This window comes from Streptococcus parasanguinis (genome assembly GCF_964238605.1).
Classification (GTDB): domain Bacteria; phylum Bacillota; class Bacilli; order Lactobacillales; family Streptococcaceae; genus Streptococcus; species Streptococcus parasanguinis_AJ.
Map to the genome: position 1 here is coordinate 119,138 of NZ_CAXSMM010000002.1, position 25,510 is coordinate 144,647.

25 protein-coding genes, 1 tRNA gene and 1 other RNA gene are annotated in these 25,510 nt (G+C 42.3%); 22 read left to right on the forward strand and 5 right to left on the reverse strand.

Translation table 11 applies throughout. The features are described 5' to 3' along the window. Positions 1-13: 13 nt before the first annotated feature. From ACESR9_RS02545 to murT, 3 genes are read right to left on the reverse strand one after another with little or no spacing between them, the layout of a single operon-like run. The gene (locus ACESR9_RS02545) at positions 14-298 is read right to left on the reverse strand and encodes a LapA family protein (protein WP_070589415.1); all 285 of its coding nucleotides are present in this window, start codon (positions 296-298) and stop codon (positions 14-16) included. 10 nt (positions 299-308) lie between these two features. Continuing rightward, on the reverse strand, positions 309-1,097 hold the full coding sequence (gene gatD / locus ACESR9_RS02550) for a lipid II isoglutaminyl synthase subunit GatD (protein WP_373105395.1): 789 nt from the start codon (positions 1,095-1,097) through the stop codon (positions 309-311). Continuing rightward, on the reverse strand, positions 1,097-2,440 hold the full coding sequence (gene murT / locus ACESR9_RS02555; RefSeq protein ID WP_373105397.1) for a lipid II isoglutaminyl synthase subunit MurT: 1,344 nt from the start codon (positions 2,438-2,440) through the stop codon (positions 1,097-1,099). Before murT ends, gatD begins: the two co-directional genes overlap by 1 nt. Positions 2,441-2,543: 103 nt before the next feature. Between murT and cdaA the strand changes: the two genes are divergently transcribed. From cdaA to whiA, 11 genes are all read left to right on the forward strand, one after another. Then, positions 2,544-3,392 carry a diadenylate cyclase CdaA gene (cdaA, locus tag ACESR9_RS02560; protein WP_373105398.1) on the forward strand — a complete coding sequence of 283 codons (849 nt, stop codon included), beginning with the start codon at positions 2,544-2,546 and terminating at the stop codon, positions 3,390-3,392. Beyond that, positions 3,389-4,138, forward strand: coding sequence for a CdaR family protein (locus tag ACESR9_RS02565; protein WP_301362409.1), 750 nt, complete (start codon positions 3,389-3,391; stop codon positions 4,136-4,138). The genes cdaA and ACESR9_RS02565 overlap by 4 nt, the downstream gene beginning before the upstream one ends. 21 nt (positions 4,139-4,159) lie before the next feature. Beyond that, positions 4,160-5,509: a phosphoglucosamine mutase gene (gene glmM / locus ACESR9_RS02570; protein ID WP_373105401.1), complete on the forward strand. Its 1,350-nt coding sequence runs from the start codon at positions 4,160-4,162 to the stop codon at positions 5,507-5,509. A 47-nt stretch (positions 5,510-5,556) separates the two neighbouring features. Continuing rightward, on the forward strand, positions 5,557-6,873 hold the full coding sequence (locus ACESR9_RS02575) for an Ig-like domain-containing protein (RefSeq protein WP_373105403.1): 1,317 nt from the start codon (positions 5,557-5,559) through the stop codon (positions 6,871-6,873). Positions 6,874-6,990: 117 nt separating this feature from the next. After that, the gene (locus tag ACESR9_RS02580) at positions 6,991-7,122 is read left to right on the forward strand and encodes a DUF4044 domain-containing protein (RefSeq protein ID WP_003011566.1); all 132 of its coding nucleotides are present in this window, start codon (positions 6,991-6,993) and stop codon (positions 7,120-7,122) included. Positions 7,123-7,155: 33 nt separating this feature from the next. Then, positions 7,156-8,469: a GTPase ObgE gene (obgE, locus tag ACESR9_RS02585; RefSeq protein WP_023917726.1), complete on the forward strand. Its 1,314-nt coding sequence runs from the start codon at positions 7,156-7,158 to the stop codon at positions 8,467-8,469. A gap of 12 nt (positions 8,470-8,481) precedes the next feature. Continuing rightward, the gene (locus ACESR9_RS02590) at positions 8,482-8,685 is read left to right on the forward strand and encodes a hypothetical protein (protein WP_061455439.1); all 204 of its coding nucleotides are present in this window, start codon (positions 8,482-8,484) and stop codon (positions 8,683-8,685) included. An 18-nt stretch (positions 8,686-8,703) separates the two neighbouring features. Beyond that, positions 8,704-9,087, forward strand: a complete 384-nt coding sequence (locus ACESR9_RS02595) for a RidA family protein (RefSeq protein ID WP_373105406.1) — start codon at positions 8,704-8,706, stop codon at positions 9,085-9,087. A gap of 77 nt (positions 9,088-9,164) precedes the next feature. After that, complete coding sequence (gene rapZ, locus ACESR9_RS02600; RefSeq protein ID WP_009732574.1) at positions 9,165-10,055, forward strand: RNase adapter RapZ; 891 nt, start codon at positions 9,165-9,167, stop codon at positions 10,053-10,055. Next, entirely contained in the window at positions 10,052-11,029 is a 978-nt protein-coding gene (locus ACESR9_RS02605; RefSeq protein ID WP_003017791.1) for a YvcK family protein, read from the forward strand. Before rapZ ends, ACESR9_RS02605 begins: the two co-directional genes overlap by 4 nt. Further along, positions 11,026-11,943, forward strand: a complete 918-nt coding sequence (gene whiA, locus ACESR9_RS02610) for a DNA-binding protein WhiA (RefSeq protein WP_003006525.1) — start codon at positions 11,026-11,028, stop codon at positions 11,941-11,943. The genes ACESR9_RS02605 and whiA overlap by 4 nt, the downstream gene beginning before the upstream one ends. Positions 11,944-11,965: 22 nt before the next feature. On the opposite strand, the gene ACESR9_RS02615 is transcribed toward whiA, so the two are convergent. Continuing rightward, on the reverse strand, positions 11,966-12,934 hold the full coding sequence (locus ACESR9_RS02615) for an NAD(P)/FAD-dependent oxidoreductase (RefSeq protein ID WP_373105408.1): 969 nt from the start codon (positions 12,932-12,934) through the stop codon (positions 11,966-11,968). Between the two features lie 179 nt (positions 12,935-13,113). On the opposite strand from ACESR9_RS02615, the gene rpsU reads away from it, so the two are divergent. Further along, the gene (gene rpsU / locus ACESR9_RS02620; protein WP_000048054.1) at positions 13,114-13,290 is read left to right on the forward strand and encodes a 30S ribosomal protein S21; all 177 of its coding nucleotides are present in this window, start codon (positions 13,114-13,116) and stop codon (positions 13,288-13,290) included. Positions 13,291-13,391: 101 nt separating this feature from the next. On the opposite strand, the gene mscL is transcribed toward rpsU, so the two are convergent. Next, a complete protein-coding gene (gene mscL, locus ACESR9_RS02625; RefSeq protein WP_373105411.1) occupies positions 13,392-13,772 on the reverse strand; it encodes a large conductance mechanosensitive channel protein MscL in 381 nt (126 codons plus the stop codon). A 214-nt stretch (positions 13,773-13,986) separates the two neighbouring features. Between mscL and dnaG the strand changes: the two genes are divergently transcribed. The 10 genes from dnaG to pyk all read left to right on the forward strand — a co-directional run bounded on the left by dnaG (position 13,987) and on the right by pyk (position 25,374). After that, positions 13,987-15,765: a DNA primase gene (gene dnaG, locus ACESR9_RS02630; RefSeq protein ID WP_373105413.1), complete on the forward strand. Its 1,779-nt coding sequence runs from the start codon at positions 13,987-13,989 to the stop codon at positions 15,763-15,765. Between the two features lie 2 nt (positions 15,766-15,767). Next, a complete protein-coding gene (gene rpoD / locus ACESR9_RS02635; RefSeq protein WP_003003251.1) occupies positions 15,768-16,877 on the forward strand; it encodes an RNA polymerase sigma factor RpoD in 1,110 nt (369 codons plus the stop codon). 76 nt (positions 16,878-16,953) lie between these two features. Beyond that, positions 16,954-17,283 carry a metal-sulfur cluster assembly factor gene (locus ACESR9_RS02640; RefSeq protein ID WP_049486316.1) on the forward strand — a complete coding sequence of 110 codons (330 nt, stop codon included), beginning with the start codon at positions 16,954-16,956 and terminating at the stop codon, positions 17,281-17,283. 171 nt (positions 17,284-17,454) lie between these two features. After that, a complete protein-coding gene (locus tag ACESR9_RS02645) occupies positions 17,455-18,162 on the forward strand; it encodes an ABC transporter ATP-binding protein (protein WP_118228334.1) in 708 nt (235 codons plus the stop codon). Between the two features lie 9 nt (positions 18,163-18,171). Then, positions 18,172-18,966 carry a hypothetical protein gene (locus ACESR9_RS02650; protein ID WP_373105417.1) on the forward strand — a complete coding sequence of 265 codons (795 nt, stop codon included), beginning with the start codon at positions 18,172-18,174 and terminating at the stop codon, positions 18,964-18,966. 103 nt (positions 18,967-19,069) lie between these two features. Next, positions 19,070-19,418: a transfer-messenger RNA gene (gene ssrA, locus ACESR9_RS02655) on the forward strand. Positions 19,419-19,428: 10 nt separating this feature from the next. Further along, positions 19,429-19,516, forward strand: a tRNA-Ser gene (locus tag ACESR9_RS02660). A gap of 83 nt (positions 19,517-19,599) precedes the next feature. Further along, positions 19,600-22,701 carry a DNA polymerase III subunit alpha gene (locus ACESR9_RS02665; protein WP_373105419.1) on the forward strand — a complete coding sequence of 1,034 codons (3,102 nt, stop codon included), beginning with the start codon at positions 19,600-19,602 and terminating at the stop codon, positions 22,699-22,701. Between the two features lie 84 nt (positions 22,702-22,785). After that, positions 22,786-23,799 carry a 6-phosphofructokinase gene (pfkA, locus tag ACESR9_RS02670; RefSeq protein WP_021152956.1) on the forward strand — a complete coding sequence of 338 codons (1,014 nt, stop codon included), beginning with the start codon at positions 22,786-22,788 and terminating at the stop codon, positions 23,797-23,799. A gap of 69 nt (positions 23,800-23,868) precedes the next feature. Continuing rightward, positions 23,869-25,374 (forward strand): pyruvate kinase, encoded by a 1,506-nt coding sequence (gene pyk / locus ACESR9_RS02675; protein ID WP_021152957.1) that lies wholly within the window; start codon positions 23,869-23,871, stop codon positions 25,372-25,374. The last annotated feature ends 136 nt before the right edge of the window (positions 25,375-25,510 follow it).

Below are 25,510 nucleotides of genomic sequence, written 5' to 3' on the forward strand. Positions count from 1 at the left end.
CAATCGGTGCTTTTTAGTTGTTTTCTTTTTCTTCTGTCTTGATTTCTTTCTTTTCTTCTTCCAGTTGCTTTTGAGTGCTCTTGAGTTCTTTTTTTAGGGAGAAGCCCTTTGAAAAATTAACCAAGGTCATGACGAATGCACCCAAGAGGACACAGAGCAAGATCAGAATGATCAAGGGTAATTTAAATTGAATCAAGAGGAAATTCACGGTGACCGTTTGCATGTTTGCAAGGGAAATACCAGCAATCAATAAAATTAAAAGTAATAAAGCAATGTAGTGTAGGTTATTTTTGTTCATCATTATCTCCTTATTGTTCAGTAGGGGCCTTGCTTTTCACATCAGCGTACTCTTCTGGCTGCTCTAGGCTTAGAATCTCCTCATAAGCCGGTAGGGAAAGGTCCTTGCCATATTTATTTTTTAAAGCAGTGCTCACTAGGCGATAGGCCAAATTGGCATTTCGGGACAAGATAGGACCGTGGAAGTAGCTGCCAAAGACGTTCTTGTAATGAACCCCTTCGCACCCATCTTCTTTGTTGTTCCCATTTCCATAGACGACCTTGCCCAGTGGTTTTTCATCTTCCGCCAAGAAGGTCCGACCTTGGTGGTTCTCAAAACCATAATAGGTTTCGTTAAATTCTTCGTTATGGATCTTGATATCACCGATATAGCGGTTGTTGACTTGGTTAAGCGTATAGTGGCCCATAATACCGAGTCCATCAATACGTTTGCCAGAAGCTTCAATGTAGTATTGGCCTAGAAGCTGAAAGCCACCACAGATAGCCAGGACCACGCCATTGTCATGAATGAAGCGTTCGAGGTCTTCTTTTTTATCTGGTAGATCCTCGGATACAATGGTCTGTTCGTAGTCTTGCCCGCCGCCGAAAAAGGCTATATCGTAGGCATCAGGATCGAACCGGTCTTTGAGAGAGACGATATCAACAGTGACATGGGCTCCAAGCTTTTCCGCAACGTACTTGAGCATGAGGATATTTCCATTGTCCCCATAGGTATTCATTAAATTGCCGTAGAGATGGGCAATGCGCAGGCTGTAGGGATACTGTGCCTGATCAGAAGATTCTAGGGAAGTATAAGTCATTAGTGCATCTCCTTTTCAATCAGGTGTTCTTGGGCCAAGAGTTCACGGAATTCTAGCATGGCTGTATAGGTAGCTAAAATGTAAGCGTGAGGGGTTTCCTGTTGCTGGATGCGTTGGAAGACCTCTTTTAATTCAGCCATTTCTGTGATCTTTTCTGCAGGATAGCCAGTGACCCGAAGCCGCCGAGCAATCTCAGAGTGGCGCACTCCGCCAGCATTGATCTCTGGAATGTCCATCTGGGTGATTTGCTCAAAGTTGGCATCCCAAATCCAGCTCGTATCGATTCCGTCTGCATAGTTGGCGTTGAGGAGAACCGATAAGCTAAAGGAATAAGGGGCTAGTTTGATCATTTCAATGGCTTGGGTCGCACCAACCGGATTTTTAATCAGGACCAAGGTACATTCCTTATCCCCAATCTTAAAGGTTTCCTGGCGACCAAAGACAGCGCGACTGCGATCAAATCCTTGCTTAATCACTTCAGGTTGTACTCCAAAGAATCCAGCAACAGAGACAGCTGCTAAGGCATTGTAGATGTTGTAAAGACCACCGATATTGATGTGGTAGTCTTGGCCTTGAATCCGGAAGTTGGAAGATCGATGGGTTAAAGAGAGGAGATCCGATACGGCATAGGTCAGTGGTGGCCGGTGGAAACCACAGTGCTCACAGATATAATCTCCCAGGTTAGCATAGGTATTGAGCTTGTACTTGAGTATGTTGTAACAATGCGGGCAGAGGATTCCTTCGGTATTGTAATGGGCTAGTTGTGGCTCTGATTTTTCTGTATCAAATCCATAATATTGGATCGGATTGGATAAGGTCTGACTATTAAAGAGCGGACTATCTCCATTTAACAGAACCGTCGCAGTTGGGACCTTGTGAATGGCATCCAAAATCATTTGGTAGGTTGTATAGATCTCACCGTAGCGGTCCATCTGGTCTCGGAAAATATTGGTGACCACAAACAGGCTGGGCTTAATATAATCACAAATCCGAGATAGGCTGGCCTCGTCGATTTCTAGTACCGCAATCGGTCGATTTGATTTCGAATGCTTAGCCCGTAAGAAGGTCGTTGTAATCCCAGAGATCATATTGGCTCCGCTTGGATTGGTCAAAATCGGTCCAAACGCTTCTTGGAGAATACCTACGGTTAGTGCAGTGGTCAGGGTTTTCCCATTTGTCCCTGTAATCACAACAATCTCATAGTTTTTGGCCAGTTGACTGAGAATATCTTTATCAAATTTGAGGGCTACTTTACCTGGTAGGGTTGATCCCCGCCCCATTTTTTCTAGAATAGAGCCGGAAAGCTTTCCTGCCAGAAGGCCCAAGGTTGTATTTATCTTCATAAATCATATTTTATCATAAAAAGCATCAGAAGGTTACAGAAAAATCTGTTGAAACGTGTTATAATAAGATGATGTCTTTTAGAGAAGTGGTAGGTATGAGAATATGAATATTCAACAGTTTTCAAATCCACAATTTTGGACCAGTTTGTTCCCAAATTGGTGGAGTGTTATTATCAATATCATCGATATTGCCCTGGTGGCTTGGTTGCTGTATTTTTTGATCAAAGCCATCGTCGGGACCAAGATCATGATTTTGGTGCGTGGGGTCATTATCTTTTTCTTGGCTCAATTTTTAGCCAATTTTTTGGGTTTAACGACTATTTCTTGGCTGATCAATCAAGTGATTACCTATGGGGTTATCGCGCTGGTTGTGATTTTCTCCCCTGAAATTCGGATTGGCTTAGAGCGTTTAGGTCGGGCGACAGAATTTTTTACGACGAGTGAAGTCAGTCAGGAAGAGAAAATGGTACAGGCCTATGTTAAGGCAGTGGCTTATATGAGCCCACGTAAGATTGGTGCTTTGGTAGCTATTCAAGGAGCTAGAACCCTTCAGGAATATATTTCCACAGGGATTCCTCTAGATGCAGATATTTCAGGAGAATTGCTGATTAATATCTTCATTCCTAATACTCCTTTGCATGATGGAGCGGTCATTGTTCGCAATGATAAAATCGCTGTTTCTTGTGCCTACCTGCCCTTGACCGAAAACACTGGAATTTCAAAAGAGTTCGGAACGCGTCACCGCGCAGCCATTGGTTTGTCTGAAGTCTCTGATGCTTTTACCTTTGTGGTATCAGAAGAAACGGGCGGGATCTCTGTGACTTACAATGGAACTTTCCGACACGATTTAACCTTAGACGAGTTCGAGGTAGAATTGAGAGCCTTCTTGGTTCCTGAAGAGAATAAAACGACTAGTTGGAAAGAGCGTCTATTTGGGAGGGTGACAAAATGAGATCGAAAAAAGAATTTCTTTATGTTTTCTCTTCCGTCTTATTGTCCTTTATCTTGTTTATCAATGCATCTTCCTTTAATTTTCAAAATAATAGCAGCGCTAGACAAGTGAGTTCAGAGACCTACACCAATACCTTGACCAATATTCCGATTGATGCCAAGTACAATGACAAGACATACTTTGTCAGTGGGTTAACATCGGAAGTAACAGTCTTTCTAAAGGGTTCAAACCGGGTCGCTCTAGCAAGCGAAATGCAGCCGGGAACTCGGAAGTTTCGCGTGGTAGCGGATATTCGTAAGGCCAAGGAAGGTACCGTTGAAGTGCCGTTGATTGTGGAAGATCTTCCGGCTGGTTTGACCGCAACCGTAGAGCCTCAGAAAGTTTCTGTAAAAATCGGGAAGAAAGCGAAAAAATCGTTTGCTGTTAGAGCAACGATTCCAGACAATCAAATTGTAGATGGAATAACGGTTTCGAATATTTCTCTTGAAACCACCAAAGTAGAAGTGACCAGCGATCAAGAAACCTTGAGTCGCATTGATCATGTCCAAGCGGTCTTCCCATCCAGTGAGATCATTAGTGGAAATTATAGCGGAACTATTTCCTTAAATGCAGTAGATGCTCAAGGAAATGTTCTACCAGGTTTGGTCAAGCCGAGTGAAACACGGATTCAAGTGACCACAAAGAGTAGCTCGTCTACGTCAAGCTCAAGCAGTTCGTCGTCGACTTCTTCCAGTTCAAGTAATTAGAAAGTAAAAAGGTAATCAAAAATGGGTAAATATTTTGGAACGGACGGTGTCCGTGGAGAAGCAAATGTAGAATTAACACCAGAATTGGCCTTTAAGTTGGGTCGTTTCGGTGGTTATGTGTTGAGCCAACATGAAGAAGAAACACCTTTGGTGTTTGTTGGACGTGATACGCGTATTTCTGGTGAAATGCTGGAGCATGCTTTGATCGCTGGTCTCTTATCAGTTGGGATTCGCGTTTATAAGTTGGGTGTGATTGCAACGCCAGGTGTTGCCTATCTGGTTCGTACGGGAAAAGCCAGCGCCGGCGTTATGATTTCTGCTAGCCACAATCCAGCCTTGGACAATGGAATCAAATTCTTTGGTGGTGATGGTTTCAAATTGGATGATGATCGCGAGCTTGAAATTGAAGCCTTGCTTGATGCCGCTGAAGATACCCTTCCACGTCCAAGTGCGCAAGGTTTAGGAACAGTCATGGAATATCCGGAAGGCTTGCGTAAGTATCAAGAATTCCTTGTATCGACAGGTGTCCAACTCGAGGGCATGCACGTGGTCTTAGATACAGCAAATGGTGCAGCCTCTACCAGTGCTCGTCAAATCTTTGCAGATTTAGGAGCTCAATTGACCGTCATCGGTGAAAACCCAGATGGTTTGAACATCAATGATGGGGTTGGCTCTACTCACCCAGATCACTTGCAAGAGAAAGTGAAAGAAGTAGGCGCAGCGATTGGTCTTGCCTTTGACGGAGATAGTGATCGCTTGATTGCTGTGGATGAAAATGGAGAAATCGTAGACGGGGATAAGATCATGTACATCATCGGTTCGTATCTTTCAAGCAAGGGCTTGCTCGAAAAAAATACGATCGTCACAACCGTCATGTCCAATCTCGGATTCCATAAGGCATTGGATGCAAAGGGAATTCAAAAAGAAATCACAGCTGTTGGAGACCGTTATGTGGTCGAAGAAATGCGCAAATCTGGGTATAACCTTGGTGGGGAGCAATCCGGTCATGTAGTCATCATGGATTACAACACGACTGGGGATGGCCAATTAACAGGCGTTCAATTAACCAAAATCATGCAAGAAACTGGTAAGAAATTATCTGAATTGGCTGCAGAAGTAAGTATTTACCCACAAAAGCTTGTCAATATCCGGGTTGAAAATAGCATGAAAGACAAGGCGATGGAAGTGCCTGCTATTCGTGAAATCATTGAAAAAATGGAAGCGGAAATGGCAGGAAATGGTCGTATCCTTGTGCGTCCAAGTGGAACCGAACCCCTCCTTCGTGTGATGGCAGAAGCACCAACCCATGAAGAAGTGGACTATTATGTAGATACCATTGCTGCAGTTGTTCAAGCAGAAATCGGACTTTAACCTTGTAAAAAACATGGCTCGCAAATAGGCGAGCAGAGGAGGTATATATGAAACAGGTTCGTCAAATTGTATGGGCACTTGCCTTAGTGCTAACGATTCTATTCACAGCTGGTTTGACTAAAACAATTCATGCTGCAGAAGTCTCATCATATACACAGACAGCACGTCTAACGAAAGACGGTAACACGCTAACAAATGGGAGCAAGGTGTTGACAAATGAAAAATTGTCAGCAAGTATTTATTTAGCGTTTCCAGATTCGCAAGCCATTCAAGCTGGTGATACTTTAACACTTAGCTTACCAAAAGAATTAACCCTCTACACAGCGTTGGAATTCAATGTTCTTGAGGAAGGTCAATCAAATGGTCAGACGGTGGGGAAAGCTGTCGTTGATACAGCTAAGAAAACAGTGACCGTCACCTTTAATGATTATTTCGCATCTCATCCACTCAACAAACGAGTTGCTCTTCGTTTTGATGTAAAAGTCGATTCAGAAGTAGTTACAAAAACATCTCCAATCCAGTTTAAACTAGGAAATACAGATTTTTCATTGAATTATGAAAAGACAGATGGGGAAGCTGGAGAATACGAGATGAAATACGGCTATCAAGATAAGTCTGATCCGACCATTGTTAAATGGCGTATTCTCTTAAATGCCCGTCAAGATATCCTCCGTGGAATGGTCATTAAAGACCAATTTGGAGATGGTTTAACTCTGGTTGAAGGTAGCTTGCGTGCGGTTCGCTATGCTCCTGTAGCAGGTGGGATCAAGAACGAAGCTCAGATCTTGAGTCTCCCAGTTCTGGATAACTTTACTAAAAAAGCTGTTTTCGATAAGAATGCAGATGGCAAGACCACTGGTTTTACGATTGAATTTGGTGATAATTACAATTGGCCAATGTATATTGAATATTCTACAAAAGTAGCTCCTGGAACTAAAGTCGGTGATATTGTCCATAATACATTAACATGGAAGGCAACCAATTTCCCAGCACCGCGTAGTTTAACCCGTGAAGTGCGATTGGAAACAGGATCTGGCGAAGGATTGGGTGAGAAAGAACAAACTCCACCGACACCTAGCTCAACCTCCTCAACGAGTTCTAGTTCTTCATCAAGTTCTAGCTCTTCATCGAGTTCTAGTTATTCGTCAAGTTCATCGAGTTCTGGTTCTACATCGAACTCAACCTCTACATCAAGTTCTTCATTGAAATCATCTTCATCTTCTGTTAAAGAAGAAGCTCCAAAACCTGGTAAGAAAAAAGTTCTTCCAAGTACAGGTGAAAAGATGACACCGGTGGTTCTTGTCATGGGTGTCTTCCTAGCAGTTCTATCAGTTGGTGTTTTACGTGTAAGAAAAGATTCTTAAAATGATCCATGAAAGATCAGACATTTGTCTGGTCTTTTTGTGTAGGCTCGATTTGAAAAATCCCCTATTTCGTGGTAAAATAGGGCTAATGAATTTATAGTAATCGAGGTATTAGAAGTGGCTTTTGGAGATAACGGAAAACGTAAAAAAACACCATTTGAAATGATCACGATGGTGGTCATTGTGATTATGTTGATTGTAACGGTAGGTGCAATCTTTGCAACCGCAATTGGTGCTCTTTCTTACTAAGACGCACACAGAAATAAAGGAAATCATCTATTTATGAGTATGTTTTTAGATACAGCCAAGATTAAGGTCAAGGCTGGAAATGGCGGCGATGGCATGGTGGCTTTTCGTCGCGAAAAATATGTCCCTAATGGCGGACCTTGGGGTGGTGATGGAGGCCGTGGTGGCAATGTCATCTTCGTAGTAGACGAAGGCTTGCGTACCTTGATGGACTTCCGTTATAACCGGCATTTCAAAGCCCAAAATGGGGAAAAAGGAATGACCAAAGGGATGCACGGACGGGGAGCAGAAGATCTCTATGTACGAGTCCCTCAAGGGACGACCGTCCGAGATGCTGAGACTGGCAAGGTCATTACAGACCTAGTTGAAAATGGACAAGAGTACATTGTCGCCCACGGTGGCCGTGGCGGACGTGGAAATATTCGTTTTGCTACTCCTAAGAATCCAGCTCCAGAGATTTCTGAGAACGGGGAACCTGGTCAGGAACGCGAACTCGAATTAGAGCTCAAGGTCTTGGCAGACGTTGGTTTGGTTGGCTTCCCATCAGTAGGGAAATCAACCCTTCTTAGTGTCATCACTTCAGCCAAACCAAAGATTGGAGCTTATCATTTCACAACCATCGTTCCAAACTTGGGCATGGTTCGGACGCCGTCAGGTGAATCCTTTGCAGTCGCAGACCTTCCTGGATTGATTGAAGGAGCTAGCCAAGGTGTCGGACTCGGAACCCAGTTCCTTCGTCACATTGAGCGCACCCGGGTTATCTTGCATGTTATTGATATGTCAGCCAGTGAAGGACGCGACCCTTACGAAGATTATGTTCAAATCAATAAAGAGCTTGAAACCTATAATCTTCGTTTGATGGAACGTCCTCAGATTATCGTGGCAAATAAGATGGATATGCCAGAAAGCCAAGAAAACTTGAAAGAATTCAAGAAGAAATTGGCGGCCAATTATGATGAGTTTGATGAACTGCCACAGATCTTTCCGATCTCTAGTTTGGCGCATCAAGGTTTGGACAACTTGTTAGAAGCAACAGCAGAATTGTTAGACAAAACGCCAGAATTCCTCTTGTATTCAGAAGACGAAATGGCCCAAGAAGAAGTCTACTATGGCTTTGATGAAGACCAGCCAGCCTTTGACATCAGTCGGGATGACGATGCTGCTTGGGTCTTGTCTGGTGAAAAACTTGAAAAACTCTTCAATATGACGAATTTCGATCGTGATGAAGCGGTCATGAAATTTGCTCGTCAATTGCGTGGCATGGGTGTTGATGAAGCTCTCCGTGCGCGTGGGGCAAAAGATGGCGATATCGTCCGGATCGGTAAATTTGAATTTGAGTTTGTGGATTAGGATAGATCCCGAGTGGATCAAGGATTCCAAATAAGAAGTGAGGCTTTTTCAGTGGGAGATAAACCAATATCTTTTCGAGATGAAAATGGAAATTTTGTTTCAGCAGCCGATGTTTGGAATGCTGAAAAACTAGAAGAACTCTTTAATACGCTAAATCCTAAGCGGAAATTGCGCTTACAAAGAGAAAAATTAGCAAAAGAAAACCAGCAGAAGTAAATAGACTTGGAGAATACTATGGCAAAAACAATTCATACAGATAAAGCACCCGCAGCAATTGGACCTTATGTTCAAGGGAAAATCGTAGGCAATCTTCTCTTTGCAAGTGGACAAGTTCCCTTGTCACCTGAAACAGGCGAAATCATTGGCGAAACCATCCAAGAACAAACAGAACAAGTCTTAAAGAATATTGGGGCTATTTTGGAAGAGGCTGGGACAGACTTTGACCACGTGGTGAAAACCACTTGTTTCTTAAGTGATATGAATGACTTTGTACCTTTTAATGAGGTCTATAAAACAGTCTTTACTACAGAGTTTCCATCTCGATCTGCTGTTGAAGTAGCACGCCTGCCACGTGATGTGAAGGTTGAAATTGAAGTTATTGCGGAAATCAAAGCCTAATAACCATTCAAAGACAAAAAGACAGAGTGGAGAGCAGGAAACTGTAGGCCACTCTGTTTTATTTATGGGAGGAGAAAATGACAGAAAGTAAGATTCAACTGGTCATGGTAACCGGGATGAGCGGTGCTGGAAAGACCGTCGCCATCCAATCGTTTGAGGATTTGGGTTACTTTACCATCGATAATATGCCACCGGCGCTCTTGCTGAAATTTATTGAGCTCATGCGTCATAGCCCGGATAACAATAAATTAGCCGTTGTTGTGGACATGCGGAGCCGTTCTTTTTTCAATGAAATTCGCACTATTTTGGATGAATTGGACAACCAAGAAGACCTCGATTTCAAGGTCTTGTTCTTGGATGCCACTGATAGTGAGTTGGTAGCACGATACAAGGAAACCCGTCGCAGCCATCCACTAGCGGCAGATGGTCGTGTCTTAGATGGGATTACCTTAGAGCGCGAACTCTTATCCCCTTTAAAAAATATCAGTCAAAATGTGGTGGATACGACTGAGTTGACGCCTCGTAATCTGAGAAAAACCATCGCAGAACAATTTGCCAGTCAAGATAATCAGCCAGATTTTCGGGTTGAGGTCATGTCATTTGGGTTTAAATATGGCCTTCCGATCGATGCTGACCTTGTCTTTGACGTGCGTTTCCTTCCAAACCCCTACTACAAATTGGAACTTCGGAATTTAACCGGTCAAGATCCAGCTGTCTATGATTACGTCATGGATCACCCTGAATCAGAGGACTTTTATCGTCACCTCCATGACCTGATCGTTCCTATTTTACCGTCTTATAAACGGGAGGGTAAATCCGTTCTCACCATCGCTATGGGCTGTACCGGTGGGCAACACCGTTCAGTAGCCTTTGCAGAGCGCTTAGCGCATGATTTAGAAAAAAATTGGCAGGTCAATTGCAGTCATAGAGACAAGGACAGACGGAAAGAAACGGTGAATCGCTCATGAGAAAACCTAAAGTAACCGTTATTGGAGGAGGAACAGGGATTTCTGTTATTCTCGATAGTCTGAGAAAGAAACCGGTCGATATTACTGCTATTGTAACCGTTGCAGATGATGGTGGGAGTTCAGGTGAATTGCGGAAGAACATCCAAAAATTGACACCACCTGGAGATCTTCGAAATGTGCTGGTTGCCATGTCAGATATGCCTCGTTTTTATGAGAAGGTCTTTCAATACCGTTTTGCAGACGATGATGGCCCTTTGGCCGGACACCCTTTGGGAAACTTGATCATTGCAGGGATTTCAGAGATGCAAGGCTCGACCTATAATGCCATGCAGTTGTTGACCAAGTTCTTTCATACGACCGGCAAGATCTATCCTTCCAGTGATAGTCCTTTGACCCTTCATGCCGTCTTTCAAGATGGAAAAGAAGTGGTAGGAGAAAGCCACATTGCCAACTACACCGGCATGATTGATCATGTCTATGTGACCAATACCTTCGATCAAGAGCGGCCAAAGGCTAGTAAGAAAGTGGTGGAAGCTATTCTTGAAAGTGATATGGTCGTCTTAGGTCCTGGTTCGCTCTTTACCTCGATCCTTCCAAATTTGATGATCGATGAGATTGGGAAAGCCATCCTTGAAACCAAGGCTCAGGTAGCCTATGTTTGTAACATCATGACCCAAAGAGGAGAAACCGAGCATTTCACAGACAGTGACCACGTTGCCGTTCTCCATAAACATTTGGGAGAGAAGTTCATCGATACGGTCCTTGTCAATATCAATCAGGTTCCCGCAGCTTACATGAACAGTAACAAATTTGATGAATACTTGGTGCAGGTAGAGCACGATTTCAAGGGGCTGCACTCGCAAGTTCCCCAAGTGATTTCTTCTGATTTCTTGAAGTTGGTCAATGGAGGAGCCTTTCATGATGGTGAAAAAGTAGTCGAAGAGTTGATGCAGATCGTGCAGGTGAGAAAATGAGTTTTACGGTTCGTGTCAAAGAAGAATTATTGTCTCTCAAGCGATTTGAAAAGAGTGAATTGGCTGCCATTATCAAGATGTCTGGAAGTTTAGGAATTTCAATGGGGGGCTTGACGCTCTCGGTGACAACCGAAAATGCCAAAATCGCTCGCCATATCTATGAATTATTGCATCATTTTTATGAGGCCAAATCGGATATTCGCCACCATCAAAAAACCAATTTGAAAAAGAATCGTGTCTACACAGTATTCTTGGATGAAAAGGTAGAAGAAATTTTAGCTGACTTGCATTTGGCAGATGCCTTCTTTGGGATTGAGACAGGCATTGATGCTAGTGTTTTAGAAGATGAAGTAGCTAGCCGTGCTTATCTTCGGGGAGCTTTTCTGTCGAGTGGTTCGATAAAAGATCCTGAAAAAGGGAAGTACCAGCTGGAAATTCATTCTGTTTATACAGACCACGCGGAAGGAATTGCCCTTCTCATGCAAGGATTTTTACTAGATGCGAAAACCATCGAGAGGAAAAAAGGAGTGGTAACCTATTTGCAACGAGCGGAAGATATTATTGATTTTCTAATTGTCGTAGAGGCCATGCAAGCCATGCAGGAATTTGAGTCTATCAAGGTCATGAGAGAGACGCGCAATGACCTCAATCGGGCTAATAATGCCGAGATGGCCAACATTCAGCGAACAGTCACAGCTAGCATGAAAACCATTAATAATATTAGTAAAATTGTGGATACGGTCGGTCTAGGAAGTTTACCAAGTGACCTGCAAGAGGTTGCCTATATCCGGATGAACCATCCAGATTATTCCATCCAGCAGATCGCAGATAGTTTGCAACAACCTATTTCAAAAAGCGGCGTCAATCACCGCTTGCGTAAGATTAATAAAATCGCAGACGATTTAGATAAATAAAAAAGGCCAAAGGCCTTTTTTATTATAAACTGGTTGAGTGTGTTGGTTGGACTTTCTTATCTGGATAGATGTAGTTGATGGCATTGTTTACAGCTGTTGGGGCTTCTCCCAGACCTGTAGCAATGAGATCGATCTTTCCTTCATAGAAGCAGCAGTCTCCACAAGCATAAATTCCAGGAAGGCTGGTTTCTTGTTTTTGGTTGACCTTGATTTTATGGCGTTGCAATTCTACACCCCATTCTTTCAAGTTTCCGATTGAAGATTTAAAGCCATAGTTGACAAATAAGTGATCAATCGGAATGAGTTCGGTTTCATCGGTTTTAACTTTTGTGATTTCAAGATGAGTGGCATGACCATTTTCACCAATCAAGCGGCTAGGAACAAATGGTGTTTTGATGCTAACAGAAGATTGTTTGAGTTCTTCTACACTATGTTCTAAAGCACGGAAGTTATCCCGACGATGAATGATCGTAGTTGGAGCAATCTTGTCAAAAGCAAGAGCCCAGTCTACAGCAGAGTCTCCACCACCAAGGACGGTCACCTGCTGTCCTTCATATTGTTGGATGTTTGATACGTGATAGTGGACGTTATCAAAGGTATCAGCCCCCTCGATATCAAGAGCACGTGGTTTAAAGGCACCGCCACCCATGGCAATGATGACTGCTTTAGACTGATGCACTTGGCGAGAAGTAGTGATAATGAAGAGGTCACCCTCTTTTTGAATATCCTCTACAGTTTCATTGAGGAAGATCGGTGTATCGAATCGTTTGACTTGCTCGATCAAGCGGTCAATTAATTCTTCACCTGTTAAATTGGTAAAACCGGGTACATCGAGGATATTTTTTTCTGGATAGAGAATGGCTGGTTGCCCTCCAAGTTGAGGTAAGGAATCAATCAGTTTGACTTTAACTTGGCGCATATTGCCATAAAAAGCAGCAAACAGACCAACTGGTCCGCCCCCAACAATCGTAATATCATAAATTTCTGACATGGTATCTCCTTCAGGGTTTTCTATGTTTCCATTGTATCATAAAATAGGAAGAATGAAAAAGTCTGAAAAAAGAAATGGCATGAAGGCTAGGAAGGCTAGAAAAGTTTCAAAAGATCTTGACAGCACCTTTAAAGTATGATAAAATAATTAAGATTTTAGGCTTGAAGGGAGTGAAAAATATGTCAAAAACAGTAGTACGTAAGAATGAATCTCTTGACGATGCTCTTCGTCGTTTCAAACGTGCGGTTACTAAAGCTGGTACTCTTCAAGAAACACGCAAACGTGAATTCTATGAAAAACCTTCTGTAAAACGTAAACGTAAATCAGAAGCAGCTCGTAAACGTAAAAAATTCTAATTGAATACAGAAACAGACTTCGGTCTGTTTTTTGTTTTTTCTCATCCATCAAAGACAAAAAAACCGACCTTCTAACTAGAAGATCGGATCTTTTTATCTGATTATTTGTTTGCAAGCAAGTCGCGGATTTCAGCAAGCAACTCTTCTTGAGTAGGAGCTGGAGCTTCTTCTTCGACAGCTTCTTCTTTTTTACCAAGGTTTTGAGCTTTTTCAGCAGCTTTCACTACGAAGAAAAGAACAGTACCAACAACAAGGAAGTTGATCACAGCGCTCAAGAAGCTACCGTATGCAACACCGTTCCATGACAATTGAGCAATCTTTTCAACACCAGCAGCTTTCATAGCTGGTTTCAAAATAAGTGGAGTGATGATATCGTTAACAAGTGATGTTACGATAGCTCCAAATGCAGCTCCGATAACGACTGCTACAGCAAGGTCAACAATATTCCCACGAAGGAGAAAAGCTTTCAAATCTTTTAACATATCCTAAATATGTCCTTTCATAATAATTTTTACTATGATAGTATAACGGAAAAATATTCGACTGACAAGGAATATGCCTCATTTTTTTAAAATTAGTGATAAAGGTTGAAAATCTTTTCTTTTATGTGTGAAATCGGTAGGAAAAAATTTACTTTTACTAACTTTTAGTATAAAATATAAAGTGATAATCTATGGTAAAATGGAGGCACTGTTTATGGTTGATAAAGAGCTGATTGCAGAAATTAAAAACAGTGTAAACATTGTTGAAGTTATTGGAGAAGTTGTTTCTTTGACCAAGGCTGGCCGTAATTTTTTAGGGCTCTGTCCTTTTCATGGTGAAAAGACTCCTTCTTTTAATGTCGTTGAAGACAAGCAGTTTTACCATTGTTTCGGATGTGGTCGCTCGGGAGATGTCTTTAAGTTTATTGAGGAATACCGTGGAGTCGCTTTTATGGATGCGGTTCAGATCGTAGCAGAAAAAGCGGGTATTGCGATTCAGTACCAGGCAAGACCTGCCCAATCAGCGTCTATCAATCCCAACCAAGAACTTTATGAGATTCATCAGGAAGCCAGTAAATTCTACCAGGCGATTCTGATGACGACAAAGATGGGAGAAGAAGCGCGAAATTATCTGCATGAACGTGGACTGACGGATGAGGTCATCCGACATTTTCAATTAGGCTTAGCCCCAGCAGAAGGGAATTATCTCTATCGAAATCTCTCTGAGAAGTTCTCTGAGAAAGTGATTACCGATTCGGGTTTGTTTACAATTTCAGATGCTGGAACGGTTTTTGATGCCTTTCAGGATCGGATCATGTTTCCCTTGACTGATGATAGCGGACGTGTCATTGCTTTTTCTGGTAGGCTGTGGAAACTGACGGAAGATGGCAGTCATCAAGCCAAGTACAAGAATAGTCGTAGTACCCGTCTATTTAATAAGAGTTATGAACTTTATCATTTGGATCAAGCTAAGACGAGCGCCAAAAAGCAACATGAAATGTATATCATGGAAGGCTTTATGGATGTCATTGCGGCTTATCGAGCTGGGATTGAAAATGCAGTCGCCTCTATGGGGACAGCCTTGACACCAGAGCACGTCCAGCACCTGTCTCATTTTACCAAAAAGGTCATTTTGACCTATGATGGGGATAAGGCGGGACTTGAAGCAACCGCTAAGGCCTTGGATGTCTTGCAGGATCTGGAGTTGGAGATCGTCCGTATCCCAGATCAGATGGACCCTGATGAGTACCTCAAAAAGACGTCCCCAGAAGATCTAGCTACCCTCTTGAAGAATTCTCGGATCAGTAAGGTTGAATTCTTGATGCACTACTGGAAACCCCAGTATATTGAGAACTTGCAGGCGCAAATTGAGTTTGTCGAAAAGTTGGCACCGATGATCGCCCAGACGCGTTCTATTACAGCGCAAAACACCTATATTTATAAGTTGGCCGATTTATTGCCGGACTTTGATTACTTGCAGATTGAGCAGATTGTCAATAATAGTCGTTTGCATCAACGGCAAGAAGCGCAAGATGGTGGGCGATCAAAAACGTCGAATTTTTCAGTAGAGCTCTTGCCGAATCGTGGGATGACGCGCTTGATCAAGGCAGAAAATCATTTGTTAAGTAGGATGAAGGATTTTCCAATGGTGCTCAATGATTACCGGTTGCGACCTGATTTTGCCTTTGACACGCCGGAGTTACAGATCTTGTATCAATTGCTCTGTCAAAATGGAGAAGTCACCTCTCAGGATTTATCTGAGCAGCCTGAAGGGGTCCAGCACGCCTGGTACCGCATGTTAGAAGAAGATTTACCAGATGAGATAGCAGATGGTGAGTTAGAAGAAGTAGAAGCGACACGGAATCGTGAGCTTCTTCGCAAAGAAAGTCAACAAATTGGAAATAAAGTGAAGGAAGCTTCCTCAATAGGGGATGCGGAAAAAGCTTTATTGGAACTCGAGCGTTTAATCGCTCAAAAAAGAAGAATGGAGTAGGAATGGCTAAAGAACAAAAAGATATTACAACATTGGACGTTCAAATTGCAGAATTTATTCGCAGCCACAAGAAAAGCGGAACTGCAACAGATGATGAAATTAATGACCAATTGGTTATTCCATTCACGCTAGATGCAGATGGGATTGAAGACCTTTTGCAACGCATTCAAGATGCAGGGATTTCGATCACTGATAAAGACGGCAACCCAAGTGCGCGTGTGTTGAACAATGAAGAAGAGCCAGAATTGTCAGATGAGGAATTGCTTGGAAGCAACTCTGCCAAGGTCAACGACCCAGTACGGATGTACTTGAAAGAAATTGGGGTTGTTCCTCTTTTGACCAATGAAGAAGAACAAGAATTGGCTATCTTAGTGGAACAAGGTGATTTGGAAGCTAAGCAACGTCTTGCAGAAGCCAACCTTCGTTTGGTTGTATCCATTGCGAAACGTTACGTTGGTCGTGGAATGCAATTTTTGGATTTGATCCAAGAAGGAAATATGGGCTTGATGAAGGCCGTTGATAAGTTTGACTATACCAAAGGGTTCAAGTTCTCTACCTATGCGACTTGGTGGATTCGTCAGGCTATCACTCGTGCCATTGCAGACCAAGCACGGACCATTCGGATCCCTGTTCACATGGTGGAAACCATTAACAAGTTGGTTCGTGAACAACGCAATCTCTTGCAAGAATTGGGACAAGATCCAACGCCTGAACAAATCGCTGAACGCATGGATATGACGCCTGATAAGGTGCGCGAAATCTTGAAGATTGCCCAAGAGCCTGTTTCTTTGGAAACGCCAATCGGGGAAGAAGACGATAGCCATTTGGGAGATTTCATCGAAGATGAAGTGATTGAAAATCCAGTAGACTACACCACTCGTGTGGTTCTACGTGAACAATTAGATGAAGTCCTCGATACCCTGACAGACCGGGAAGAAAACGTACTTCGTTTACGTTTCGGTTTGGATGATGGAAAAATGCGGACCTTGGAAGATGTGGGTAAAGTCTTCAACGTGACCCGTGAACGGATCCGTCAGATCGAAGCCAAAGCCCTCCGCAAACTCCGCCACCCAAGCAGAAGCAAACCATTGCGTGATTTTATTGAGGATTAAAAAGATCCTGTGGATCTTTTTAACCCGAGCTAAGCAATTCTATCGAGAGTAACATAACAAAAAAAGGAAGTGTCATATGGCATATACAACTGAGCAAATTGAAGAAATTAAAAATAAAATCTTAAATGCTTTGGAAGAGGTAATCGATCCTGAGCTTGGGATTGACATTGTTAATTTAGGTCTTGTTTACGAGATCCATTTTGATGGTGAAACTGGAGCGACCGTTATTGATATGACGCTAACGACCATGGGATGTCCATTAGCGGATCTTCTGACAGATCAGATTCATGATGTTTTAGCAGAAGTAGAAGAAGTGACATCTGTGGATGTGAAGTTGGTCTGGTACCCTGCTTGGACGGTTGAAAAGATGAGCCGCTATGCGCGGATAGCACTTGGAATTAGTTAAACTTTCTATGCATCAAAACAAATCAGAGGTTAGGGAAACCCTAACCTCTGATTTGTTTGTATCCCTTTTTTTGAACAAGCATTTACAAATTCTTTGCAAATTTTCAGATAAAGTTGCAATCATCAAGGGGACAAGGTATAATAGCATAAATAGAAAATAAAGGAGATTTACATGAATCAGTATCCTTTGGTCTACTTGGACCATGTGACAAAGAATTATGGGCATGAAGTTGCTCTCATGGATGTTAGTTTGAACATCCAACCTGGCCGTATTATTGGCCTTTTGGGTCCCAATGGTAGCGGGAAAACAACCATCATTAAATTGATTAATGGTTTGTTGCAACCAAGCCTTGGAAATATCTATATTCATGGGCAATTACCATCCCCAGCTTCTAAAAAAGTGGTTTCCTATTTGCCAGATACAACTTATCTGAGTGAAAATATAAAAATTAGTGATGCTATTAGCTATTTCCAAGATTTTTATTCAGATTTTAATGTCCAACGAGCTTACCAATTGCTCAACGATTTGCATTTGCATCCAAATCAAAAATTGAACAGCCTTTCAAAAGGGAACAAGGAAAAAGTACAATTGATTTTGGTGATGAGTCGTGAAGCTGACTTGTATGTCCTTGATGAACCAATCGGTGGGGTCGACCCAGCAGCGCGTGATTATATTTTGCGGACCATTATTCAAAACCGACGTCCAAACTCTTCTGTCTTGATTTCTACTCACTTGATTGCTGATATTGAGCAAGTTTTGGATGAGGCCATTTTCATCAACCAAGGAAGAATCCTCTTGCATGAAAATACGACTGTTATGCGCAATCAACACGGAAAATCAATCGATGAGATCTTCCGTGATCAATTCCGTGTTTATTAGGAGGAACCCATGTTTGGTAAATTATTAAAATATGAATTCAAATCGACAGCTAAGTGGTATTTATTGATCACCCTGATCGCACTAGGTTTGTCAGTGATTACAGGTGTTATTGGTGGAAGTGCTACAAACGGTTTTGTGGATATGGAAACCAATAGTATGCAAATTATAACGGGGACTCTTGGGATTCTCATTTTTGGAGGAGTCATTGGCCTTTATCTTAGTAACTACTATATTATTATCCGTCGTTTCTATTCCAACTTATACGGACGTGAAGGCTACTTGACCTGGACCCTTCCAGCTAGCCCGCATGCGATCATTTTGTCTAAATTTGTGGGAGCTTTAGTAGCGAGTCTTTACTGCCTATTCCTTCTATTTTTTAGTGGTTTTATCACAATTATTGTGATGGGTGCTGTCATTGGACAAGACATCTCTCCTGTATTTAGTATTATCTCTGAGGCTTTTAGTCATTCTATTGCTTATTGGATTATCGTTTGGTGGATTTTTACCACAGCTTCAGGGATCTTCCTATTTTATGTATCGATCGCACTTGGCCAACTCTTCCAAAACCGTCGTGGATTTAAGGCTATTCTGTTTTTCTTTCTCTTGTGCATTGTTTTAAGTATCATCGGTACAGCAGTCAATCCATTAAAAGATTCATATGCTGTTGGGTCTGCATTGGTTTATGGAAATATTGATGAATTTGGACCTAACTTCATTCCAGGTCTCATCTATGAAGTCATTAAGATTGTTTCTATGTACTTCACCATTCATTATATCAGCAAATATAAGTTGAATCTTCAATAAAAACAGTTAATTGAGCAAGGAGCTTCCCGGTGGAAGCCTTCTTGTTCAATTTTTTTCTTTTGCATTTTTGGCTACATTTTGATATACTAATTGTATTCGTTTTGGGGTCGTTACGGATTCGACAGGCATTATGAGGCATATTTTGCAACTCATCTAGCGGATGTAAAACGCCAGTTAAATATAACTGCAAAAAATAATAATTCTTACGCTTTAGCTGCCTAAACACCAGCAGGCGTGACCCGATTCGAATCGCTCGTGTTTGATGACAGGTCTTAATTTTAGCGAGATACGATCTAGCTTTGTCTAGGGGTTAGATAAGAGATTGATAGACTCGCAGGTACAGGGCTTGAGTTATGTGTCATGTAGCTGTTAAACTAAGACATAACCTATGGTTGTAGACAAATATGCTGGCAGGTGTTTGGACGTGGGTTCGACTCCCACCGGCTCCATATTTTTATTCATGGAAGATTACTCAAGAGGCTTAAGAGGCCGTGTTGGAAACGCGGTAGGCGTGTAAAAGCGTGCGTGGGTTCGAATCCCATGTCTTCCGTTGTTGAGACATCATTGTGTAGCAGTGGTGTTTTTTTGTACAAAAAAGAGTCCCAAAAATAGACAAGTGAGGGAGGAGAAAAAGTGATTGCACAGCTAGATACCAAATCAGTCTATACTTTTATGGAAAGCCTTGTGACCATAAAAGACTATGTCCAAGTGGCTAAAAGTATGGGGTATGACGCATTGGGAATCATGGATGTAGATAATTTGTATGGTGCCTATGAATTTATTGAAACCTGTCAGGCCCAAAAACTCAGCCCCTTGGTAGGTTTAGAAATTGGACTAGAGGTAGACAATGAAACAATTCCGTTTCGGATGATGGCCTTGTCAACGAAGGGCTACCAGAATCTGATGAAGATGTCGACCGTCAAAATGATGGGGAAGAGCAATTGGGAGGATGTGAAGCACCTAACAGAAGGAGTAGCAGTCATTGTCCCAGCGCCTTTTGCTAGTGGAGACTTGCCACTTGGTCTAGATTACTTCATCGGAGTTTTTGCGGATACGCCGGTCCAAGAGTTTAGCCACCCTGTGCTCCCTCTTCATACCGTTCGATTTTTTGAGGCTGGGGATGTGGAAGCCATGCAGATGCTGGCAGCCATCAAGGACAATCAAAGCTTGACAGAAACAGGGCCAATTGATTCTACAACAGTCCTAAAAACTCCTCAGGATTTAAAGAATGATTTTGCAGAGCGATTTCCGCAAGCTATCACAAATCTGGAAAACCTTGTCCAAGGGATTCAATATGATATTGATACCCAGTTGAAATTGCCTCGCTTCAATCCCCAGAAACCAGCTGTTGAGGAACTAAGAGAATTAGCCCAAGCGGGTCTCCTTCGAAAGAACTTGACCAGTCCGGTCTATCAAGAACGTCTGGAGCATGAATTAGACATTATTCACCAAATGGGCTTTGATGATTATTTCTTGATTGTCTGGGACCTTCTTCGTTTCGGACGGAGTCAAGGCTATTATATGGGAATGGGACGTGGGTCTGCTGTAGGCTCACTGGTAGCCTATTCCCTAGGGATTACAGGGATTGATCCTGTGGAGAAGAACCTCCTCTTTGAGCGCTTTTTAAATGTGGAGCGCTACACCATGCCGGATATTGATATTGATATTCCTGATATCTATCGTCCAGAATTTATCCGCTATGTGCGAGACCGTTACGGGAGTTACCATGCAGCTCAGATCGTGACCTTTTCAACCTTTGGGGCCAAACAAGCCATTCGAGATGTCTTCAAACGTTTTGGGGTACCTGAGTATGAATTGACCTCCATTACCAAGCGGATTGGCTTTAGGGATACACTGACGACAGCTTATGAACAGAATCTAGCTTTTCGACAAGTGATTCATAGCCGAGCAGAATTTGAGCGTGGCTTTGAAATTGCTAAAAGAATTGAAGGCCAACCAAGGCAGACATCTATCCACGCGGCTGGGGTTGTGATGAGTGACCAGGATTTGACGGATCACATTCCTCTCAAGTACGGAGAAGACATGTTTGTCACCCAGTACGATGCTCATGCGGTTGAAGCCAATGGTCTGTTGAAGATGGACTTTTTGGGTCTGCGAAATTTAACCTTTGTTCAGAAAATGAAGGAAGCGGTCTATGAAAAGTACCAAGAAGAGATCGTGATTGAAGCCATTGATTTAGAAGATCCAGAAACCTTGGCCTTGTTTGCTGCTGGGGATACCAAGGGGATTTTCCAATTTGAACAGGCTGGAGCCATTCGCCTCTTGAGACGAGTGAGACCCAATCATTTCGAAGAAGTGGTAGCGACCACCTCTCTCAATCGTCCAGGGGCTAGTGATTACATTGATAATTTCGTCAAAAGAAAGCACGGCCAAGAAAAAGTTGAGATTTTAGATCCAGCTATTGAAGAAATCTTAAGGCCCACTTATGGGATCATGCTCTACCAAGAGCAGGTCATGCAGGTTGCCCAGCGTTTTGCAGGCTTTAGTCTAGGGAAAGCCGATATTTTACGTCGGGCTATGGGCAAAAAAAATGCAGCTGAAATGCATCAGATGGAAGACGATTTTGTCGCAGGTGCTCTTAAACTTGGGCATACGGAAGAAAAAGCCAAAGAGGTCTTTGCGATCATGGAAAAATTCGCAGGCTATGGGTTTAACCGTTCCCATGCCTATGCCTATTCTGCCTTGGCCTTTCAGATGGCCTATTTCAAGGTCCATTATCCAGATGTTTTCTTTGATGTCATGCTCAATTATTCGAGCAGCGAATATCTGACAGATGCTCTCCAGTTTGATTTTAAAGTCGCGCCATTATCCATCAACACCATCCCTTACAGAGATAAGTTCCAGGATCGAAAAATCTACTTGGGAATGAAAAATATCAAGGGACTCCCAAGAGATTTAGCGTATTGGATCATTGATAATCGTCCCTTTGAAAGTGTCGAAGATTTTATTTTACGACTCCCCAATCAGTATCATAAATTGCCTTTGTTAACACCTTTAGTGGAGCTTGGACTGTTTGACATCTTTGAAAAAAATAGACGCAAGGTGCTTCACAATTTGCCGAATTTGTTTGTCTTTGCTGATGAGCTAGGTAGTTTATTTGCAGATTCTAACTATTCTTGGACAGAAGCGGAGGACTTTAGCCAGGCTGAAAAATATGAGAAGGAAGAGGCCATTATTGGTGTCGGGCTCAGTACTCACCCATTGGTTGCGATTGGGCAAACGAGTCCCTACGAGATCCAACCAATTTCTCAACTCATGCAAGGAGAGCAGGTACGCATTCTCATTGAGGTACAAAGCATTCGAACCATTCGAACCAAGTCAGGTGATCTCATGGCTTTCTTACAAGTCAGTGATACCAAGAAAAAATTGGATGTGACCCTTTTCCCTGAAACCTACAATCGATTTTCCTCCTTGATAAAAGAAGGTGGCTTTTATTACTTGACAGGGAAGATACAAGAGCGTGACGGGCGCTTGCAGATGATTCTAGCAGAGGCACAACTAGCGACCAATGAAAAGTTCTGGATCCAGTTGCTCGATCATCGTCAGGATAAAACGATTCTTTCTATCTTGAAAAAATATCCGGGCCCATATCCTGTGATATTACGCTATGAAGACGAGAAAAAAACTCTTCAATTGAAGGGCTATACCGTCCAGAAAAACAAAGAATTGGAAGATGAATTAAAGAATCTCGTTATGAAAACGATTTATCGGTAAAAACTGCGAAAAATACGAGAATTTTAGTCTTCTTTGTGTTATAATTACGTAGAATGTAAAAGAAAAAAAGGAGCAAACAACGAAATGAAACGTATTGCTGTTTTAACTAGTGGTGGAGATGCCCCTGGTATGAATGCTGCCATCCGTGCAGTTGTTCGTCAAGCAATTTCAGAAGGAATGGAAGTTTTCGGTATCTATGATGGATATGCGGGAATGGTTGCTGGTAAAATTCAGCCCCTTGACGCCTCATCTGTTGGAGATATTATTTCCCGTGGTGGTACCTTCCTTCATTCAGCTCGTTACCCTGAATTCGCACAACGCGAAGGTCAATTAAAAGGGATCGAGCAATTGAAGAAACACGGGATAGAAGGTGTTGTCGTTATTGGTGGAGATGGTTCTTACCATGGTGCGATGCGCTTGACTGAGCTTGGATTCCCAGCTGTGGGTCTTCCTGGTACGATCGACAACGATATCGTCGGAACTGACTTTACAATTGGTTTTGATACGGCAGTCACAACTGCAATGGACGCGATCGATAAGATCCGTGATACTTCATCTAGTCACCACCGTACTTTCGTTATCGAAGTGATGGGACGTAACGCTGGAGATATCGCTCTTTGGGCAGGGATTGCATCTGGTGCAGATGAAATCATCATCCCTGAAGAAGGATTCAAGATCGAAGATGTTGTTGAGAGCATCAAAGAAGGTTACGCAAAAGGTCGTACCCACAACATCATCATCTTGGCTGAAGGCGTGATGTCTGCAGATGAATTTGGTAAAGCGTTGAAAGAAGCTGGTGATGAAAGTGACCTTCGTGTGACTGAGCTTGGCCACATCCAACGTGGTGGTTCACCTACTGCGCGTGACCGTGTTCTTGCTTCACGTATGGGAGCACACGCTGTTAAATTGTTGAAACAAGGAATCGGTGGTGTAGCCGTTGGTATCCGCAATGAAAAAATGGTGGAAAATCCAATCCTTGGTAAAGCAGAAGAAGGAGCCCTCTTTAGCTTGACAGAAGATGGTAAGATTGTGGTAAACAATCCACATAAAGCTGATCTTGGTCTTGCCGAGTTGAACCGTAGCTTGTCTTCAATTTAATTTTATTTCATAAATTCGTTAACCTTGTCTTAAAAAGACAGATATATTTAAAAAGGAGTCATATATATCATGAACAAACGTGTAAAAATCGTTGCAACTTTAGGTCCTGCGGTAGAAATCCGTGGTGGTAAAAAATTCGGTGAAGATGGATACTGGGCTGAAAAACTTGACGTTGAAGCTTCAGCACAAAACATTGCTAAATTGATCGAAGCTGGTGCGAACACTTTCCGTTTCAACTTCTCACACGGTGACCACCAAGAACAAGGTGAACGTATGGCGACTGTTAAACGTGCAGAAGAAATCGCTGGTAAAAAAGTTGGTTACCTTCTTGATACAAAAGGTCCTGAAATCCGTACTGAATTGTTCGAAGGCGAAGCTAAAGAATATTCATACAAGACTGGTGAACGTATCCGCGTTGCTACAAAACAAGGCATCAAATCAACTCGTGAAGTGATTGCTTTGAACGTTGCTGGTGCGCTTGACATCTTTGATGACGTTGAAGTTGGACACCAAGTATTGGTTGATGATGGTAAATTGGGTCTTCGCGTTGTAGAAAAAGACGTTGCTAAACGTGAATTTGTTGTTGAAGTTGAAAACGATGGTATCATCGCTAAACAAAAAGGTGTAAACATCCCTAACACTAAGATTCCTTTCCCAGCACTTGCTGAACGCGATAACGACGATATCCGCTTCGGTTTGGAACAAGGTATCAACTTCATCGCGATCTCATTCGTACGTACTGCAAAAGACGTTCAAGAAGTTCGTGCTATCTGTGAAGAAACTGGTAACAGCCACGTTCAATTGTTTGCGAAAATCGAAAACCAACAAGGTATCGAAAACTTGGATGAAATCATCGAAGTTACTGATGGTATCATGATCGCTCGTGGTGACATGGGTATCGAAGTACCATTCGAAATGGTTCCAGTTTACCAAAAAATGATTACTTCTAAAGTAAATGCTGCTGGTAAAGTTGTTATCACTGCAACAAACATGCTTGAAACAATGACTGAAAAACCACGTGCTACTCGTTCTGAAGTATCTGACGTCTTCAACGCTGTTATCGATGGTACTGATGCTACAATGCTTTCAGGTGAATCTGCAAACGGTAAATACCCACTTGAATCTGTAGCTACAATGGCGAAAATCGACATGAATGCTCAAACACTTTTGAAAGAATATGGTCGTTTGAACCCAGCTTCATTCGAACGTAACTCTAAGACAGAAGTTATGGCTTCAGCTGTTAAAGATGCTACAAACTCAATGGATATCAAATTGGTTGTAACATTGACTAAGACAGGTCACACTGCACGTTTGATCTCTAAATACCGTCCAGATGCTGATATCTTGGCATTGACATTTGACGAATTGACTGAACGTGGATTGATGTTGAACTGGGGTGTTATCCCAATGTTGACAGATGCTCCTTCATCAACTGATGATATGTTCGAAATTGCTGAACGTAAAGCAGTTGAAGCTGGTCTTGTTAAATCTGGTGATGATATCGTTATCGTTGCTGGTGTACCAGTTGGAGAAGCTGTTCGTACAAACACAATGCGTATCCGTACAGTACGTTAATAGAAAATTATATCTAAAAGCCTTGCTGGTTGGTCCGAAAGGATTGACCGCGAGGTTTTTCTTTTTCTTCTGGTGTGTATTGATAAGAATTCTCACTAATGCTTACTTTCTCTTTTTTAAAGATCAAAAACATGGT